The organism is Arthrobacter sorbitolis (genome assembly GCF_054510995.1).
Window position 1 is genome coordinate 76,656 of record NZ_JBTNDM010000008.1, and the last position, 16,832, is coordinate 93,487.

Genomic DNA, 16,832 nt, shown 5'->3' on the forward strand with positions numbered 1-16,832 from the left:
CGGTGGGATTCAGGGCGTCGATGGTGGATGTGCGGCTGGTGTCCTGAGACGGGTCAGGACGGCGGTAGCCGCGGCGCAGGCGACGACGGCTGCGCCGAGGAGCAAAGCGGCCGAGTAGCCGCTGGTCAGAAGCGGTGCGGCGAGGAGGGGGCCCGCGACCTGGCCGATGCTGAACACGATGGTGAGGATCGACACGGCGTGCGGGACGCCGCTGGTGGCTCCGATGGTCATCGCCAGGGTCGTGATGCCCTGGAACGTCGCCCCGAAGCAGGCGCCGGCGATCAGCGCCGGCAGGGCGCCCGGAAGTATAGCAGGCAATGCCATGCCGACTGCCTGCAGTGCCAGGGCGGACGCGAGCAGGGTGGGTGCGGAGACGCGGTGGGACAGTGCACCGTACAGGGCCGAGGACGGGGCGGCGGCCAGACCGACGAGGATCCAGGTGCTGTTGCCGACCCAGCCGGGCGAGCCGGCCGCGACGGCCGTGACGAGGAAGGTGCCGGCGATGATGTACCCGACGCCCTCGAGGAAGTAGCTGACGACCAGCGGACTGAACCCCGGGACCAGCCGACCGCGTGACCTACGCCGTTCTCGCCCCTGTGACAGCGCCTGCTCCCCGCTGACGGGGGCCGTCTTCCGTGGGGTTGCGGGGTGGAGAGGCAGGAACCACGCCGGTGCGGTGAGGATCAGGGAGGCCAGGGCTACGACCCACCAGGCGTGCTGCCAACTGCCGCCTGTACCGAGGGCGAGGATCAGCAGCCCGGACAGGGCGATCCCGACGCCGATGCCTCCGTAGATCCAGCCGACGACGTGCCGGGCCGCGGCTCGGCAGTGGTAGGCGGCGCTGCTGGCGATCAGAACGAACATCAGGGCGGACGCCACGCCAGCCAGGAACCGCAGGATCAACCAGAGGGGTTCGCTGGTTGTCAGGCTCATCCCGAGCAGGGAGACCACGATCACCACGAGGCTCGCACGGTACAGGAGGCGGGAGGACACCAGTCGGGGCAGGATCAGGGTGAGGACCGGCCCGACGAGGTAGCCGAGGTAGTTCGCGGTCGCCAGGTGTGCTCCCGTCGCGGAGGACAGGTGGGCCTGATCGATCATCAGGGGCAGGATCGGTGTGAACGCGAACCGGCCCAGGCCCATCGCGACCGCGAAACCGGCGGCGGCCATCACCGCGATTCGCGGGATGCTGAGGCTGGTGCGCACTGTCCGGCTCGACCTTCTCCTCGTTCGGCAGGCCTTCGTTCCGTTCGGGACTGCCCTTGCCCATCACCGTAGGCGCCGGCATCTGGCCCTGAAAAATGCCTTGAACCGGGTGTCTATGCTTGGGAAGCATGGATGTGGAAGTGCGGCACCTGAGGGCTTTCGTCGCGGTGGCCGAGGAGGAGTCCTTCACCTACGCCGCGCTGAGGCTGCGCATCACGCAGCCCGCCCTCTCCCGGACGGTGCAGCAACTCGAGTCCGTCCTCGGCGTCCAGCTGATCCGGCGGACCTCGAAGAGCTTCGAGCTCACCGACCCCGGAGCCCTCTTCCTGGACCATGCCACGTCCACACTGCTGAGCCTCGACCGGGCGGTGGCCGCTGCCCGGGGGAATACCACGATCACCCTCGGGTTCAGCTGGCTCCTTCCTACTCCGTGGGCGCAGGACATGGCCCGGCACCTGCAGGAGAGTGCCGGGATCGAGGTGTCCTTCACCCGGGTCGACGCACCGGCTCAGCCCCTCCTCCGCGGCGACGTCGACGCAGCCGTCCTCCGTGCACCGGTGCTGAAGGAACTTCTCAGGAAAACTCGGGCGATCAAGCTCTTCGAGGAATCCCGCGTCCTCGTCTGCTCCATCCGCTCACCCCTGGCGGTCGGCACACCCATCCCCTGGCAGGACGTACCGAACCGGCCACTGGTGATCAACACCGTCAATGGGACGACGACCCCCGACCTCTGGCCGGGTACGACACCGGATGTCGTCGAGACGCAGAACTACGACGAGTGGATCGAAACGGTTGCCGCCGACCGTGGCATCGGAGTCGTCCCCGAGATCGCCCGCACCAGAAGTACCCACCCCGGCATCGTCTTCGTCCCCCTCATCGGTGCACCACCGGTCACTGTCTGGCTCAGCATCGCCGACCATGTCCCGGAAAGCCTCGCCCGAACCCTTTTCGACGCGTCCCGGCGAAGCCTCGCACCGTAGGTCCACTGTCTCTCGAGGTGCCCGGGGATCTATGTGTGCTCGACATGAACCATGCACCATCGGCAATACCGCTGACCGGGCACCGTCCCTACAGTGGGAGACGGACCCATCACCACCGACCCTGTCATCCCTTCTGCATGAAGAGGGCGGGCAGGCTCCGGTGCTTCAGAGAGGCAGCCCGTGAACCGACCGAATTCCTCACCCCTGCCGTTCGGGCTTGTCCGGCCGATCGTGGGGGCGCCGATGGCCGGAGGTCCCTCCACCCCCGCCCTCGTCGCTGCCGTCACGAACGCGGGCGGGATGGGATTCCTCGCCGGCGGGTACAAGACCCCTCATCAGCTCGCCGACCAGATCACCGCCACCCGGGCCCTCACCCAGGGCCCGATCGGGGTGAATCTCTTCGTCGTGTCCGCCAACGACATCGACGAGGACGAGCTCGAGGCCTACCGGCAGGAACTGAAGTACGACGCCGACCGGTACGGCATCGAGGTCGGCACCCACAAGTGGGACGACGACGCCCTCCAGGCCAAGCTCGACGTCATCCGGGACCTGACACCCGAGGTGGTGTCCTTCACCTTCGACTGCCCCGACGCCGGCGTCCTGCACGAACTGAACACACTCGGCATCCACACCGCCGTCACCGTCACCACCACGGGCGAAGCGCGGATTGCCGCTGACCGCGGCGCCCGGATCCTCATCGTGCAGGGCCCCGACGCCGGCGGCCACCGGGCCACGTTCGACCCCGCCGCGGAACCCGGCACGGAACCGCTCACCGAGCTGATCACGGCCATCCGAAACATCGTCGACCTGCCCCTCATCGCCGGAGGCGGCCTCGGCACCCGCGAGCAGGTCCGGGCGATCCTCGACACCGGAGCCGCCGCCGCCCAGATCGGGACCGCCCTGCTGCTGGCCGACGAGGCAGGAACGAATCCCGCCCACCGCGCCGCCCTGCAGGATCCGTCGTTCACCGAGACCAAAGTGACCCGGGCCTTCACCGGCAGGCCCGCCCGGGGCCTGCGCAACAGGTTCATGGACGACCACGACCGCCCCGGGCACGGCTACCCGCAGATCCACTACATCACCGCGCCCCTGCGTGCGGCGGCCGCGAAGAACAACGACCTGCAGGCCCTGCACCTCTGGGCCGGCACCGGCTACCGCGACACCCGCACCGGGCCCGCCGCCGACATCATCGCCGACCTCACCCCCTGACCCCGGCGCACCCCCCCCCCCCCCCGACCCCGGCATCTGAAGGACACCCGCCGTACCGCTCATACGCATCGACCTCGGCCCCGGTGGCAGCATGGGTGCCGCTCCTGGGAGGGCAAGCGTCCGGCGGCGAGCCGGACGGCGGTCGAATCCGCTCCGACCCGTACTTTCCGGGAGGCGGATCGGCCTGTCAGTCGAAGTGGGTGTCCGGGACCTCTTCGGTGACGTTGGCCACCATCTCGGTGGCCAGTGCACGCAGCTTGATCTGCCGGTGGCTGGAGGCGGTCTTGAGGATCGCAATGGCGTCCGCCTGACTGCACTTGTTCTGTCCCATGACAATTCCTGCCGCGAGGTCGATGACGGTCCGTGATTCCAGCGCGGCGCTCAAGTTCTCGGCCTTGTCCGAGAGCTGGGCGATGCGCACGGCCAGGCGCAGGGATCGCGAGGCCTCCCGGGCCAGGGCCTCGGCTGCTTCGATCGCCTCGGGTGGGAAGCCGTCGATAGTGGTGGAGTAGAGGTTCAGCGCGCAGTCGGCCTCACCTTCGAGCGGGATGGGGACGCCGATGATCGACCGCATGCCCTGGTAGGCGATCGCCGTGAAGTACTGGGGCCAACGGCCATCCGTCTGCGTGTCGCGGACGTGGACGAGTTCGTGGGTGCGGGCGGCCGTGAGGCAGGGCCCGTCGCCGTACGCGTACTGGATCTCGTCGAGCTTCAACGCGGCCGGGCTGCTACTGGCCAGAGTCTCTGCCTGTCGCGGGCGCAGCAGTGTCACCCCGCAGAACACCTCATGGTCCGGTCGGGACATATGCTCGGCGGCGACTCGTGCAAGGTTGTGGAGGAAGTGATCCACGTCCTGGCCGTCCAGAACCAGGTCCTGCAGGAAGATCGCCGTGTGTTCAGGCGATCCGGGAACAGGACTGCTGTGGGCGGTCACCGGGAGGCCCTGAACCGGGTTCTCGGGTGCGAAGGAAGACGGGGAAGGGTCGTTCATGGTGATTCTCCAAGTCAGGAGATCGGCGTTCATGATGCAGCAACGCTCGGAGATCCCGGGACGCGGCATTGAGAAGTTGTACACCGCTTTACCTAAACGACACTCCCCACACTACGCGGGGTACCTGATGAGGCACTCCGTAGGGCCGCTTGTCCCTAGAATGGAGAGTTGAGTTTTCCGGCTGGTCTCACGATGCTGATGCGTCGAGTTGGTACACCCACGCTGCCCAGGCAGTGCTGCGCCCATCCGACCCAGGAAGACCCGTGATCAACGCCTACACTTTCGACGACCGCTTCGAGATCGTCCGCTTCGAGCGCTGCGCTGTCTCCGTCCGCGCGAAGAGGAGCGTCTCCATCTCGAAGGTGGACGCGCTCATGATCCTGAGGCGCAGCTTCGAGGTGACGGACCATCGCCAGTACGTCGTCCTGCTCGTGGTCGACAACATCTCGGATATCACCGCCGAAGCCCGCTACGCGTTGTCGTCGTCCCGGAATGTCCTCGCCGCGGCGATGCTGGGTCGGGGCGCGATGGATGAGATTCTCGCGGCTCCCTATCTGCATGCGGTGTATCCGGGCGAGTACTTCACGGAGGAAGCCGTGGCCATGCGGTGGCTGGCCGTGATGCACGACCTCGTGTGCGCGGACCCTGTTCCGCATGCCCTGAGCCTCACCGTCGACCTCGACCCGTTCCGCCCCAGAAAACCGCGCGCGGCTTCACCGGGTCCTGATTCTGCCTCCCCTGAGGACCGGCCCTCGATGTCATCCCCGGATCTCGAGCGGACCGGGTGACTGGTTCCTCGCATAGGACCTGCAGCTTCTCGTCAGCGAGGAGGCCTGGGGTGAGTAAGGGTGAGTAGTTGGCGACCACCACGTAGTGGAGCGCCGGAATGCCGGCGACGCGGTGGAGATGAAAGGTGTCCCCTTTACCGGCGGGCGCGGAGTCGGTATGCGTGATGCCGAGCTGTCCTCGTGAACCACGTTCTTCCCGTGAAGAGTGCGCTCAAGCGCCTGCTGATTGCCGATCTTCAGGGGTGATGGGTGAAGTGAGGTTCCCGGTAAGGGTGAGTTCAGCGGCGATGTCGACGAGTTTGCTGTTCGTGGTCGTACTGGCGGTGGTCAGGACCACGAACGCCTGCTGGGCAGAGAGTTTGTGGCGTTCCATCAGGATGCCTTTGGCCTGACCGATCAGGTCCCGGCTCACCAGAGCATCGTTGAGGTCCCGGATCTCCTTCGCGTCCGCCAGCGCGACCGCGGCGTGGGTGGCTACCAGCACACCGATCTGTTCGTGCTCAGCGCTGAAATCGCCGGTCTCCGACCCATAAAGGTTCAGGGCCCCGAGGTTGTCGCCGTCGACGAACAGCGGGATCGCGAGCATACTGCGCGCACCCGCGTCCCAGGCTCTGCCCGCGAACTTCGGCCACCTCGACTCGTGGCTGATATCCGGGACGCGCACGATCCGCTTCCGGAACGCTGCGTCCATGCAGGGACCCTGTCCCGTTCTGGTCTGAATCTCGTCGACGATACGCGGCAAGGCGCCCGACGCGGCCCGTGATTCGACGCGCCGCCTTGCCCGCACCATGCTGATCGATGCCTCCGATGCCCGGGGGATGAGCGTCAACGCGGTTTGGACAGCCTCTGTCAGAGTGTCCTCGACACTGGACTGAGCACGCAGGGAACGTGCCAACCCGCCCAGCCGGGCAGCCAACCCACCCATGCCTGGGTCCTCGTTCGACCCCATCTGCACCGGGGCACGTGTTCCTGACGATTGTGCATCCTCGCGCTTCATCACGTCACTTCGCCCCTATATCGTCCAGAAGCCCCCAGCCTTCCACCAACACAGGCCATTGACCAGAGCAACGGAACGACAGTCCCCGTAACCCGATGTCGGGCCGCCGGGCACTCCCCGCCGGTCCTGCGTCAAGGCCTTCGGACGCCGGTAGCGGTCGTTTACCGGCGCTTGTGCCGGCATTACTTTGGGACCATCCGGGTGAGGCCGACTTCTCCTCAGCACCGCGAACGGGCTTCCCCGGTACCTGTCCGAACCGGCCACAGCGCCCACCCCTGGTGGGTTGTGCAAGGAAGGAACCACCATGGCACAGAACCTGAATCAGCCCGTTACCGATGACAGCATCAAGGTCCGTCAGCTCAGCCACTACCAGTTCAGCTGGATCGCCGGCGACCCGGGCCAGCCCGGCTCGTGGACCCTGCAACTGGTCCTGGACCAGGGGGCGTGGGAGGAAGTCCTGACCATCGACGCCGATGACGCCGACAACCTCCAGGACCTGCTGTCGTCTGCGGAGACCGTGTACTACGACGTCCAACGCCGGACCCTGATGTTCGGCACGACGGCAGCAGGTCACCACTGAACCCGAGCCCGCAGCGTCCCAGAAGCTGACGACGACCAGGCGCTCCGACGAAGCGCGCCGACCGTGTCAGCTGGTGCTTTTGCGCGGGATGACCGTCGGCTTGAGTACGATGCGGCGGTGCTGGTGGGTTGCGGGGTTCTCGATCTCGTCGATGAGCAGACGCAGGGCCTCGGCACCCATCTCATGGCCGGACTGGCTGATCGTTGACATCGGGATGGCAGCTTCGGAGGCGAACTGGTTGTTGTCGTAACCGATGACCGCTACCTCCCGCGGGACGTCCACTCCTGCAGTGGTCAGCTCATGGATGAGGCCCGCAGCGAGCTGGTCGGCCGGGGCGAGGATGCCGTCGGGGAGGGTTGCGTCGTCGAGCAGCCGTCGGGCGATGGAGCGCCCGCTCGAGCTGTTCAGGTTGTGGCTGCTGACGACGTCCAGGGTTGCATCGCCGTGTCGTTCTCTCACCGCACGCTGGGCCCCCTCCCGGCGTGCCCTGACAGCATGGAGATCCTCCGGGCCACCGGCGAAGAGGAGCCGTGTACGGCCGAGGTCCATCAGGTGCGTTGCCGCGAGGTACCCGCCGTGTTCCTCGTCGGCGACGACGCTGCAGCAATCGAGGCGATCCCCGGCGTAGTTGACCAGGACGATGTTGCGGCCGTGGCGTCGTACCCGATCCACGCCGTCGAGCGCGGCGTCGAGGGGGGCGAGGATGATCCCGGCGACGCGTGCCTCGTCGAAGATGTCGAGGTAGGACTCCTGCTTCTCGAAACTGACGTCACTGTTGGCCAGGAGGAGCGACCGTCCCGCCGCAGTGGCTGCGCCTTCCGCGCCGCGGGCGATGTCCACGAAGAGTGAGTTCCCGACGTCGGTCAGGATCAGCCCCACCGTGTTGCTCCTCCCCGCAGCGAGTGAGCGCGCCGCGTCGTTGCGCACGAACCCGAGCTCGTCGATGGCGGCCGTTACCCGGGCGATGGTCTTCGCCGAGACGATCTGCGGCTTGTTCAGCACATGGGAGACCGTCCCGAGCGAGACACCGGCAACGCGGGCGACGTCGTTCATGCTGGGGGCGACCCCTGCCTTGTCGCCGGGTGTGCTGACGGCTGTCACTGCGCCTCCATCAGGGATCGGAGCTCGATGCTGCTTCGCATCGGGAGGCAGCGGGGAAAGTTCCTTTCATGCTAGGCGAAACGCTAGGAGGTTGCCGTCACCGGAGTGAAGGTGTGGGTGCCGGAACCGACCGATACCGGGGCCCGCTGGGGCAGGTCGACGACGGCCGTGCATCCTGTCGGAACCCGGACCGTGACGGTCAGCCCTTCGGCTTCCAGGGCCCAGGAGACAGTGGCCGTTCCGTAGGGTGTCTCGTGCCGGGCGCTCGCGGAGGTGATCCCGCCGCCGGGACGAGGGCGGAACAGGATCGTCCGGTAGCCCGGAGCCGTAGGGGTCATGCCGGCCACGACGCGGTGCATCCAGTCGGCGACGGCGCCGAGTGCATAGTGATTGAAGGAGGTCATGTTGCCGGGGTTGATCGAGCCATCGGGCAGCATGCTGTCCCAACGCTCCCAGATGGTCGTCGCGCCCTGCCCCACGGCGTAGAGCCAGGACGGGCACTCCTTCTCCAGCAGCAGGTCGTACGCGGTCTCGATCTCGCCGACGTCGGTGAGCGCATCCGTCACGAGCGGGGTTCCCGCGAAGCCGGTGGCGATCCGGTTGCCCGCCTGTCGCACCAGTTCGGCGAGTCGCTCCCCTCCGCGTCGCCTCTGATCCTCCGTGGGGGCGAGATCGAAGGCGAGCACGAGCGCGTACGCCGTCTGGGCATCGCTCACGACGCGACCCGAAGGGGAGATGAACTCGCGGGCGAAGGCATCACGGACCTTCCGGGCCAGCTCGCGGTAGTGGAGCTCGTCCGCCGAGTGGCCGAGGACGCTCGCCATCTCGGCGAGGTGCTGCGTGGACCACGCGAAGTACGCCGTCGAGACGAGGTAGCGATCGGTGGTCGCGTCGGCCGGGTCATGCGGCGGCGCTGCGGGATCGAGCCAGTCGCCGAGCTGCATGCCCGTGTTCCAGAGGTACGATTCCCCCGCACGATCCGCCATCAGGTCGACCCAGCCCTTGGCACTGGTGTACTGCGCCGCGAGTACGCCGGTGTCACCGAAGCGCTGGTAGAGGGTCCAGGGCGTCAGGACGGCGACGTCCCCCCAGACGGCGCCGGGCTGGATCGGGGTCCATTCCTCACCCCCGGGGATGACGGGCACGTACCAGGGCACGGTGCCGTCGTCGAGCTGCTCGGCGGCGACGTCCTTGAGCCAGGAACCGAGCATCCCGGAGCAGTCGTAGAGGAAGGTGGCGGTCGGCGCGAAGACCTGCAGGTCGCCGGTCCAGCCTAGCCGCTCGTCACGCTGCGGGCAGTCCGTGGGGATGTCGACGAAGTTCCCGCGCATGCTCCAGCGCACGTTCTCGTGAAGCTGGTTGACGTCCTCGTTCGAGCAGTCGAACCAGCCGGTCCGCTCCATGTCCGTGTGGTAGACGAGCGCCGAGATGTCGGTCATCGGATCACCCGCGGCGAGGCCCGTGACCTCCGCGTAGCGGAAGCCGTGGAGGGTGAAGCGCGGTTCCCACTCCACGGTCTCGGTGCCGGCGGCGATGTAGACGTCGGTTGCCGCGGCCCCGCGGAGCGGGCGTGTGCCCAGTTCGCCGTGTTCGAGGACCTCGGCGTGACGCAGCCGGACCTCCTGCCCCGCAGTCAGGCCTGCCAGGCGGAGCCGAAGCCGGCCCACGAGGTTCTGTCCGAAATCGATGATCGTCTTCCCCGATGGGGAGGTGATGATTCCTGCGGGTGCCAGTCGCTCCGTGCAGCGGACGGGCGGACCGTCGGGAGCGACCAGGGTTGCAGGGTCACGCGGGACGACCCGCACCGTGGACCAGGAGGCGTCGTCGAACCCGGGCGTCGACCATCCCGGCGCTTCCTCCCGTGCGTCGTAGACCTCCCCCTCGTAGAGGCCGGTGGTGATGACGGGCCCGAAGCCGGCGCGCCAGGTCCCGTCGGTGCCGATGACCGTGGTGGATCCGTCGTCGAGGGTGACGTGCAGCTGAGCGAGCAGGGCGATCTCGGAGCCGTAGAGATTGGGGTAACCCCCGTGGAAGCCGAGCCGTCCCCGGTACCAGCCGTCGGCCAGCCAGGCTCCGATCGCGTTCTCGCCCTCGGCGAGAGCGTCGGTGACGTCGTAGGTGAAGTACCGCAGGCGCTGCCCGTAGACGGTCCAGCCGGGAGTCAGCGCGTCGTTGCCGATCCGTCGGCCGTTGATCTCCATCTCGTAGAGCCCGTGCGCCGTGACGTAGAGCCTCGCTTCACGTACCGATCCGCCGAGGTGGAAGCCGTGTCGGAGGAGGGGAGGGCGGCGAAAGGCATCCGGGTCCTCGGCCCAGGCCGGGGCGATGGCCTGCGCCACCCAGTCGGAGGGTCCGAGGAGGCCGGTCTCGACGGTGGCAGCGGGGCTCCACTCGCTCGGGACGACGTCATCCCCACCCCAGACGCGGACACGGACGGTCACGGCCGTCCGTGATGCGAGGTCCCCTGCGGGCCACGGCACCAGGACCGAGTCGGGGGAGATGACGACGAGGGACGCGCCTTCGCCGGAGTCCGAGGTCACTTCGACCTCGTACCGTTCCTGCACCCAACCCGGTTCCGCCGTCGTCTTCCAGCTCAGCCGCGGCCGCCGCTCACCGATCCCCAGGGGTTCGCGATGGTGCTCGAACGAGACAGGAATGATGGTGACAGGCATGGACTTCCTTCGGTGGTGATTCGCCGCGATGTGGCGGAAGAGGTGCAGTGGGGTGGGGCGGAGGGTGGGCGTCAGCCCTTGACGGAGCCGGCTGCGAGGCCCTTCATGACGCGCTGGTTGAGGAAGAGGTAGATCGCGAGGGTCCCGAAGACGTTGATGCAGATGGCCGCGAACAGGGGGCCGTACTGCACGGCGCCGAACTGGCCGGTGAAGTTCAGCAGGCCCACCTGGATGGTGCTGAGGTCGCTGTTGTTCGCGAACGTCAGCGCGATCAGGAGGTCGTTCCAGATGAAGAAGAACTGCACCAGCGCCACGGTGAAGACGGCGTTGCGGACCATCGGGAAACCGACGGAGATGAACGACCGGATGATGCTGGCGCCGTCGAGGGTGGAGGCTTCGAAGACCTCACGCGGCACCGCGCGGAAGTAGGTGGCCATCATGAACACCGTCAGCGGAAGACCGGTAGCGGTATACGTGATGATCAGCGGCCAGAGCGTCCCGGTCAGGCCCGTCTTGAAATAGGCGGAGAAGAGGGGGAGCAGGATCATCTGACCGGGCACCATGATGCCGGTCAGGAAGATCAGCAGGACGCCGTTGCGCCCCTTCCACACCATGACCTCGAGCGCGAAGCCGGCAGCGACACCGAGGACGATGATCAGTGCCAGCGAGGGAAGGGTGGCCATCAGCGAGTTCGCCACGAAGACCGCGATGTTGCCGGTCGTCCAGGCCTCGATGTAGTTGTCGAAGTTGAGCGACCCTGGCAGGGACCACACGGGGTCGTTGAGGAATTCCTGCTGGGTCTTGAAGGAACCGAGCACCAGCCAGAGCAGCGGGTAGAGCTCGACGACGAGCAGGAGGGCGATCAGCAGATGGACGGGGAGCTTCGCCCAGCGCCTGCCGGCACGGGAGCGTGCGCGGCGCGGCTCCTGGCGCTGCATCGCCTCGAGGGGCGCCTTGCCGGCGGGTACCTGTGTGCTCATGGCGTCAGTCCTTGGTGAGGTCGCGGCGCGAGGACCGGAAGATGAAAATGGTCACGATCAGGCACAGCAGGGTCAGCAGCAGGGCGATCGAACTGCCGTATCCGTAGTCCCCGAAGGTGAAGGACGTGCGGAACATGTAGAGCGTCAGCGGGGTGGTCGAGGACCCGGGGCCGCCGTTGGTCAGGGCGACGATGGAGTCGAAGACCTTCAGGGTTCCGTTGATGCTGAAGATGATCGAGGACAGCAGGACGGGCAGGGACAGCGGGAGGACGATGTTCTTGATGAGCCGCCAACCCGTGGCGCCGTCGAGCCGCGCGGATTCGAGCATGTCCTCCGGGATGTCCACGAGGCCGGCGTAGAGCAGGACGGCGTAAAAGCCCATGGACCGCCAGATGTCCATGAGGACGATGACCCAGAAGGCGCTGGAGGCGTTGCCGAACCAGTCGACCGATTCGACGCCCACGCCGTTGAGCAGGCTGTTGACGAGCCCGTTCTGCGGAGCGATCTCGAACATCTTCTGGAAGAGGAGGGCGACCGCTACCGTCGGCAGGACGACCGGGAAGAACACGAGCGTGCGGATGACGTTCGAGGACTTCTTGAGGATGAACACGTACATCAGCGACAGCAGGTAGCCCATCAGGATCTGGCCCACCGTGATCACGACGGCGTACCGGATGGTGAAGGAGAGAGCTGTGCGGACCTCGGGGTCCGTGAAGAGGCGGGCGAGGTTGTCCGTGCCGACGAACGTGAATCCCGAGATGGCATTGCCGGAGAAGAAGGTGTAGCCCATCGACCAGATGATGGGCACGAGCATCACCAGGGTGTACACCAGCAGTGCCGGGCCGAGGAGGATCGCGAGGGCTTTCTTGTCGCCCAGTACTGACTGCATGGTGGTCCTTCGTCTGCATCTGACTGCCGCGTCCGACGCGGCGAGGGTATCGGTGGGAGGCGCCGGGGAGGGAGTTGTTCTTCCTCCCCGGCACGATGGGTCCCTACTTGAGAGCGGACTGGACCGTTTCCATGAACTGCTCGGGGCTCATGCTCCCGGTCACGAGCGGCGCGGCGTTGGTCTGGCTCGCAGTGGTGGCCTGGGTGTCGAAGAGGGCCTCGAACCAGAGGACGCTCTCGCTCGTCGAGGAGATGGTCTGCTGGACGGTCTGCGTGAGGGGATCGACGTCCACTTTCTCGTTCACCTTGAAACCTGAGATGGATCCCTGGTTCCCCAGCGCGGAACTGCCGTAGTTCTCGGAGATGCATTTCAGCCATTCCCCGGTTCCCTCGTTGTAGGCCTTCTGGGAGATGGCCATGGGCAGGCCGACGTTCGCTGCGTACTGGTTGTCGACCCCCGAGCCGCCCTCGACCTTCGGGAACGGCATGAAGCCGATGTTGTCGAGGCCGATCTGGTTCGCTGCCTCGTCGTTGAAGTTCGCGAGGACCCAGCTGCCCATGTAGAGCATGCCGGCCTCGCCGGTGAGGAACTGGTTGATGGCGGTGTCGTAGTCGATCGAGCCCACGCCTTCGCCGAAGTAGCCCTTCTCGCCGAGAGAGGCCACCTGGGACGCGGCCTCGACGTACTCGGGATCCGTCAGCTTCGCCTCTCCGTCGGCGACCTTCTGCAGGGCGTCCTTGCCGAGATCGCTGAAGAGGTAGCCGCTGATGAGGCGGGTCAGGGGCCAGCCCTGCTCACCCGACGCGGACAGGGGAGTGACGCCGCTCTGCTTGAGGGATTCGGAGGCGGCGACGAAGTCGTCCCAGGACTGCGGGACCTCGATGTTGTTCTCGGCGAACAGCTGCTTGTTGTACCAGACACCCTCGACGTTGTACTGGTACGGCAGGACGTTGAATCCTCCGTACAGCGCCTTGATCGTGTCGATTGCCGCCGGTTCGATCTGATCGATGACACCGAGGTCCGTCAGGGTTGCCTCGAGGTCGAGCACGTTGCCCGAGCTGGCGAGTTCCTTGGTCAGGGCGGGGGCGTTGCCGGCCGCGAACTGGACGGGGAGGGCGCCCTGCCCGGCAAGCAACTGGAGCTGCTGATCGAGGTTGGTCTGCGGCACGGTGTCCACCTTGAGCGGCATGGCATCCGCCGCGGTCTTGCACTGGTTAGAAGCCAACGTCTCCAGTTCGGTGGGGATTGTCGTGTTCTCGACGTTGGTCAGGAAGGAGAACTCGCCGGCCTCGGACTCTCCTTCACCACCCCCTGAACTTCCCGCTCCACAGCCGGTCAGGATGAGCGACGCGGTGCCGAGGCTCGCGCCCAGCAGCAGCATCCGGTTCTTCGTACGCAGAGTGGCCACGTTTTCCTCCTTGAAAGTGTGCGCCCCTTATTGAAGCGTTTCAATTCAGGATAGGGACCGGTCTCGGGTGTGTCAACCATCACACCGTGGAGCGTCCTGGACCTCGTTCGAGGCGCTCACAGCCGGGCGACAGGTTCACAACAGCACCCACCTACAGTGCCGTCACAGAGTTGGAGCAGTCCACCAACCTGGACGACACCGAGAACGATCACCCAGGCCGCACAGCGGCAGAGCGAGGACCACACACCATGTTCAATGCCAGAAAAATCGCACTCGGGGCCGGCGCAGCGACCGTCGCCCTCGGACTCAGCCTCGGCGCTACCGGAATGGCTTCCGCAGCGACCACCACCCCGGTCCCGACGGCCACATCGTCCGCAACGGCCGATGCCACCGACACCACCGATACCACCGACGCAGGCACCGGCGGGGGCAGGGGCGGGCACGGGAATCGGGGCGGCATCGATGCTGCGGGCCTCGCAACCGCACTCGGACTCGATGAAGCCGCGGTGAGCGATGCGCTCGAGACCGCCCAGGACGCCGCGCGGGACAGCGTCGGGGTCACCGAGGGGGAGAAGCCCGACCGCGAGGCGCTGGAGAGTGCCGTCATCACCTCGCTGGCGGGCACCCTCGGCGTGGAGGAGGCCGCTGTGCAATCGGCGGTCGACGAGCTCAACGCCGAGGAACAGGCCGAACGATCCGCGGCTGTCCAGGCGAAGCTCGACGCGGCAGTGGCAGACGGCGGTCTCACCCAGGCGGAAGCCGACGGCGTCACTAAGGCGCTGGATCTCGGGATCATCGGCGGCCGCGGATAGGCGCTACAGCTCTCGAAGGAGGCCCCGCTTCGGCCGGGGTCTCCTTTCGCCGTCGGATCCAGGGGTGCACGCCGATCCGGACACGGTCCGCATACATCCGACCCGATGGAGGCGCAGGACGGGATTGCCCGACAGGATCCCTCGTCGGGGGTGGGGTCAGCCAGGCGACGGGACTGTTGCTTCCGGGTCGGGAGCTGCCTCCGGGCTGGTCCGCGCGAAGGCTCGTCCGCTGATGGTCTCGGGGACCAGTCGCATGAATCGGTCCTTACGGCCGCTCTCCCACGGGTGAAGAGGCAGTTGCACGGTAGCCAGGAGCTCGGTGGTCACCGCGATGGTCGCGGCGTCCCCTTTCACGACGACGCTCCACACCATGTCCTCGCCCGTGCCGCTGTCGGTGTACGAGCCGTCCGCTTCGAGCGCCGCAGGGGCGTGTTCGGCGGCATGGGATTTCGTTCCTTCGGCGGTCCTGTACACGACGGTCCCATGGTCGACGGCGAAGTTGATGGGAAAGATCTCCGGCCGCCCTGCCTGGCAGAGGGCGAGCCGTCCGACCGGTGCAGTACGCAGGAGTGCCCAGCATTCGTGTGCCGGAAGGATCCTCGTAGGTGCGGGTTCGGGGTTCATGCCATGACACTATGAAGGTGCTACGTGAGGGGCTAGGGCACTAGGTCCTGTCGAGACGTTTCGGTCGTCGGCGCGTTCCAGCGTCGTCCGACCGTACGCATGAACCACCTCCGGGATTCCGCCCGTAGTTCCCCACGGCACGGGGAGGATGGCGCAACTAGCCGTCCCTGCCCAGGCGCGCGCAGCATGCTCGCGGTCCAGGCAGGGAGCGCTGCGCCGTCCGCACCATCACGTCGAAGCCCTCCTCGGGATTCGGCGTCCCGTGTGCGGCCCGTATCTCCGGGGCTCGCTCTCCCTTCGCAAGACTTCAACCGTAAGGACTCATCATGCTGTCCGACACTTCCCGTCCCGTGATCGAGGCGACCCTGCCGGTCGTCGGCGACAACATCAACGAGATCGCCAAGCGCTTCTACGCGCACATGTTCCAGGAGAGGCCGGAGTTGCTGGATGGCCTGTTCAACCGCGGGAACCAGGCGGACGGGCAGCAGCAGCAGGCCCTGGCCGGTTCCGTCGCAGCGTTCGCCGGCCTCCTGGTGAACCGACCCGGCGAGCTGCCCGATCACCTGATGTCGCGGATCTCCCACAAGCATGTCTCCCTGGGCTTGAAAGCCGACCAGTACCAGGTCGTGCATGACCATCTGATGTGGGCGATCGTCGACGTCCTCGGCGACGCCGTCACGCCGGAGGTCGCTTCGGCATGGGACGAGGTGTACTGGCTGATGGCCAACATGCTCATGAACCAGGAGCGCACGATGTACGCCGTCGCGGGCCTGAGTCCTGAGACGGTCTGGGACACCTGGCGGGTCACCGAGAAGATCCAGGAGACCGGCGACGTCGTGACGTTCGTCGTGGCAGCCACGGATGAACGGGTCGCCAGGCCGTCCCTGCCCGGGCAGTACGTGACGTTGAAGGCACTCATGCCCGACGGCGTGCACCAGCCCCGGCAATACAGCCTCACCCAGGCCGATGACGGCTTGCACCGCCGGTTCTCCGTCAAACGCCTCCACGGCTCACCCAGCCCCGACGGCGAAGTGTCGAACCTCCTGCACTCGAGCACGGAGGTCGGCGACGAGGTGGTCCTCTCAGCGCCCTTCGGCGATGTGCTGCTCACGCCCGGTACCCGGCCGGTCGTGTTCGCCACCGCCGGCATCGGCATCACACCCATGGCCGGCATGATCTCGCACCTCGCACGCTCATCCTCCCCACGCCCGGTGACGCTCCTGCACGCCGATGCCTCGACCGACACCTTCGCGCTTCAACGCCAGGTACGCGCCGACCTCGGCGAACTGCTCGGCGCGACACTGACCACGTGGTTCATGACCTCACCGGAACTCACGGACGCAACAGGTCAGGACCGGACGCCGGACACGGTGCCGGGTGAGCAGTTCAGCGGGTTCATGGACGTGGCCACGATAGATCTGCCGGCAGGTGCCGAGTACTACCTGTGCGGCCCGCTGCCCTTCATGCATGCGGTGCGCAGCGCACTGATCCTGCGCGGAATCCCTGCCCAGGACATCCGTTACGAGGTGTTCGGACCCGACCTCTGGCTTGCCGATTTCGAAGCGGTGGATCCACTGCTCACGGCTTCATGACAG

15 protein-coding genes are annotated in these 16,832 nt (G+C 66.7%); 6 read left to right on the forward strand and 9 right to left on the reverse strand.

What is annotated here, in order from left to right:
* Positions 1–9: 9 nt before the first annotated feature.
* Entirely contained in the window at positions 10–1,206 is a 1,197-nt protein-coding gene (locus ACX80K_RS13695) for a YbfB/YjiJ family MFS transporter (protein ID WP_459272443.1), read from the reverse strand.
* A 128-nt stretch (positions 1,207–1,334) separates the two neighbouring features.
* Here ACX80K_RS13695 and ACX80K_RS13700 point away from each other — a divergent pair, with 128 nt between their 5' ends.
* Entirely contained in the window at positions 1,335–2,186 is an 852-nt protein-coding gene (locus ACX80K_RS13700) for a LysR family transcriptional regulator (RefSeq protein ID WP_459272444.1), read from the forward strand.
* A gap of 180 nt (positions 2,187–2,366) precedes the next feature.
* Positions 2,367–3,395, forward strand: coding sequence for a nitronate monooxygenase (locus tag ACX80K_RS13705; protein WP_459272445.1), 1,029 nt, complete (start codon positions 2,367–2,369; stop codon positions 3,393–3,395).
* A gap of 187 nt (positions 3,396–3,582) precedes the next feature.
* On the opposite strand, the gene ACX80K_RS13710 is transcribed toward ACX80K_RS13705, so the two are convergent.
* Entirely contained in the window at positions 3,583–4,419 is an 837-nt protein-coding gene (locus tag ACX80K_RS13710; protein ID WP_459272446.1) for a GAF and ANTAR domain-containing protein, read from the reverse strand.
* Positions 4,420–4,649: 230 nt separating this feature from the next.
* Between ACX80K_RS13710 and ACX80K_RS13715 the strand changes: the two genes are divergently transcribed.
* The gene (locus ACX80K_RS13715) at positions 4,650–5,174 is read left to right on the forward strand and encodes a DUF7793 family protein (protein ID WP_459272447.1); all 525 of its coding nucleotides are present in this window, start codon (positions 4,650–4,652) and stop codon (positions 5,172–5,174) included.
* A gap of 211 nt (positions 5,175–5,385) precedes the next feature.
* Here the strand turns inward: ACX80K_RS13715 and ACX80K_RS13720 are convergent, their stop codons facing one another.
* Positions 5,386–6,171, reverse strand: coding sequence for a GAF and ANTAR domain-containing protein (locus ACX80K_RS13720; RefSeq protein ID WP_459272448.1), 786 nt, complete (start codon positions 6,169–6,171; stop codon positions 5,386–5,388).
* 304 nt (positions 6,172–6,475) lie between these two features.
* Here ACX80K_RS13720 and ACX80K_RS13725 point away from each other — a divergent pair, with 304 nt between their 5' ends.
* Positions 6,476–6,751: a hypothetical protein gene (locus tag ACX80K_RS13725; RefSeq protein WP_459272449.1), complete on the forward strand. Its 276-nt coding sequence runs from the start codon at positions 6,476–6,478 to the stop codon at positions 6,749–6,751.
* Between the two features lie 66 nt (positions 6,752–6,817).
* Here the strand turns inward: ACX80K_RS13725 and ACX80K_RS13730 are convergent, their stop codons facing one another.
* The 5 genes from ACX80K_RS13730 to ACX80K_RS13750 form a co-directional block, all read right to left on the reverse strand.
* Positions 6,818–7,852 (reverse strand): LacI family DNA-binding transcriptional regulator, encoded by a 1,035-nt coding sequence (locus ACX80K_RS13730; RefSeq protein ID WP_459272450.1) that lies wholly within the window; start codon positions 7,850–7,852, stop codon positions 6,818–6,820.
* A gap of 83 nt (positions 7,853–7,935) precedes the next feature.
* On the reverse strand, positions 7,936–10,524 hold the full coding sequence (locus ACX80K_RS13735) for a family 78 glycoside hydrolase catalytic domain (RefSeq protein WP_459272452.1): 2,589 nt from the start codon (positions 10,522–10,524) through the stop codon (positions 7,936–7,938).
* Between the two features lie 71 nt (positions 10,525–10,595).
* Entirely contained in the window at positions 10,596–11,504 is a 909-nt protein-coding gene (locus tag ACX80K_RS13740; RefSeq protein ID WP_459272453.1) for a carbohydrate ABC transporter permease, read from the reverse strand.
* Between the two features lie 4 nt (positions 11,505–11,508).
* The gene (locus tag ACX80K_RS13745; protein ID WP_459272454.1) at positions 11,509–12,393 is read right to left on the reverse strand and encodes a carbohydrate ABC transporter permease; all 885 of its coding nucleotides are present in this window, start codon (positions 12,391–12,393) and stop codon (positions 11,509–11,511) included.
* A 103-nt stretch (positions 12,394–12,496) separates the two neighbouring features.
* Positions 12,497–13,801, reverse strand: a complete 1,305-nt coding sequence (locus ACX80K_RS13750; protein ID WP_459272455.1) for an ABC transporter substrate-binding protein — start codon at positions 13,799–13,801, stop codon at positions 12,497–12,499.
* Positions 13,802–14,049: 248 nt separating this feature from the next.
* Here ACX80K_RS13750 and ACX80K_RS13755 point away from each other — a divergent pair, with 248 nt between their 5' ends.
* A complete protein-coding gene (locus tag ACX80K_RS13755) occupies positions 14,050–14,613 on the forward strand; it encodes a hypothetical protein (RefSeq protein ID WP_459272456.1) in 564 nt (187 codons plus the stop codon).
* Between the two features lie 156 nt (positions 14,614–14,769).
* Here the strand turns inward: ACX80K_RS13755 and ACX80K_RS13760 are convergent, their stop codons facing one another.
* Positions 14,770–15,237 (reverse strand): pyridoxamine 5'-phosphate oxidase family protein, encoded by a 468-nt coding sequence (locus ACX80K_RS13760; protein ID WP_459272457.1) that lies wholly within the window; start codon positions 15,235–15,237, stop codon positions 14,770–14,772.
* Positions 15,238–15,563: 326 nt separating this feature from the next.
* Here ACX80K_RS13760 and ACX80K_RS13765 point away from each other — a divergent pair, with 326 nt between their 5' ends.
* Positions 15,564–16,829, forward strand: coding sequence for a globin domain-containing protein (locus tag ACX80K_RS13765; protein WP_459272458.1), 1,266 nt, complete (start codon positions 15,564–15,566; stop codon positions 16,827–16,829).
* Positions 16,830–16,832 lie beyond the last annotated feature (3 nt).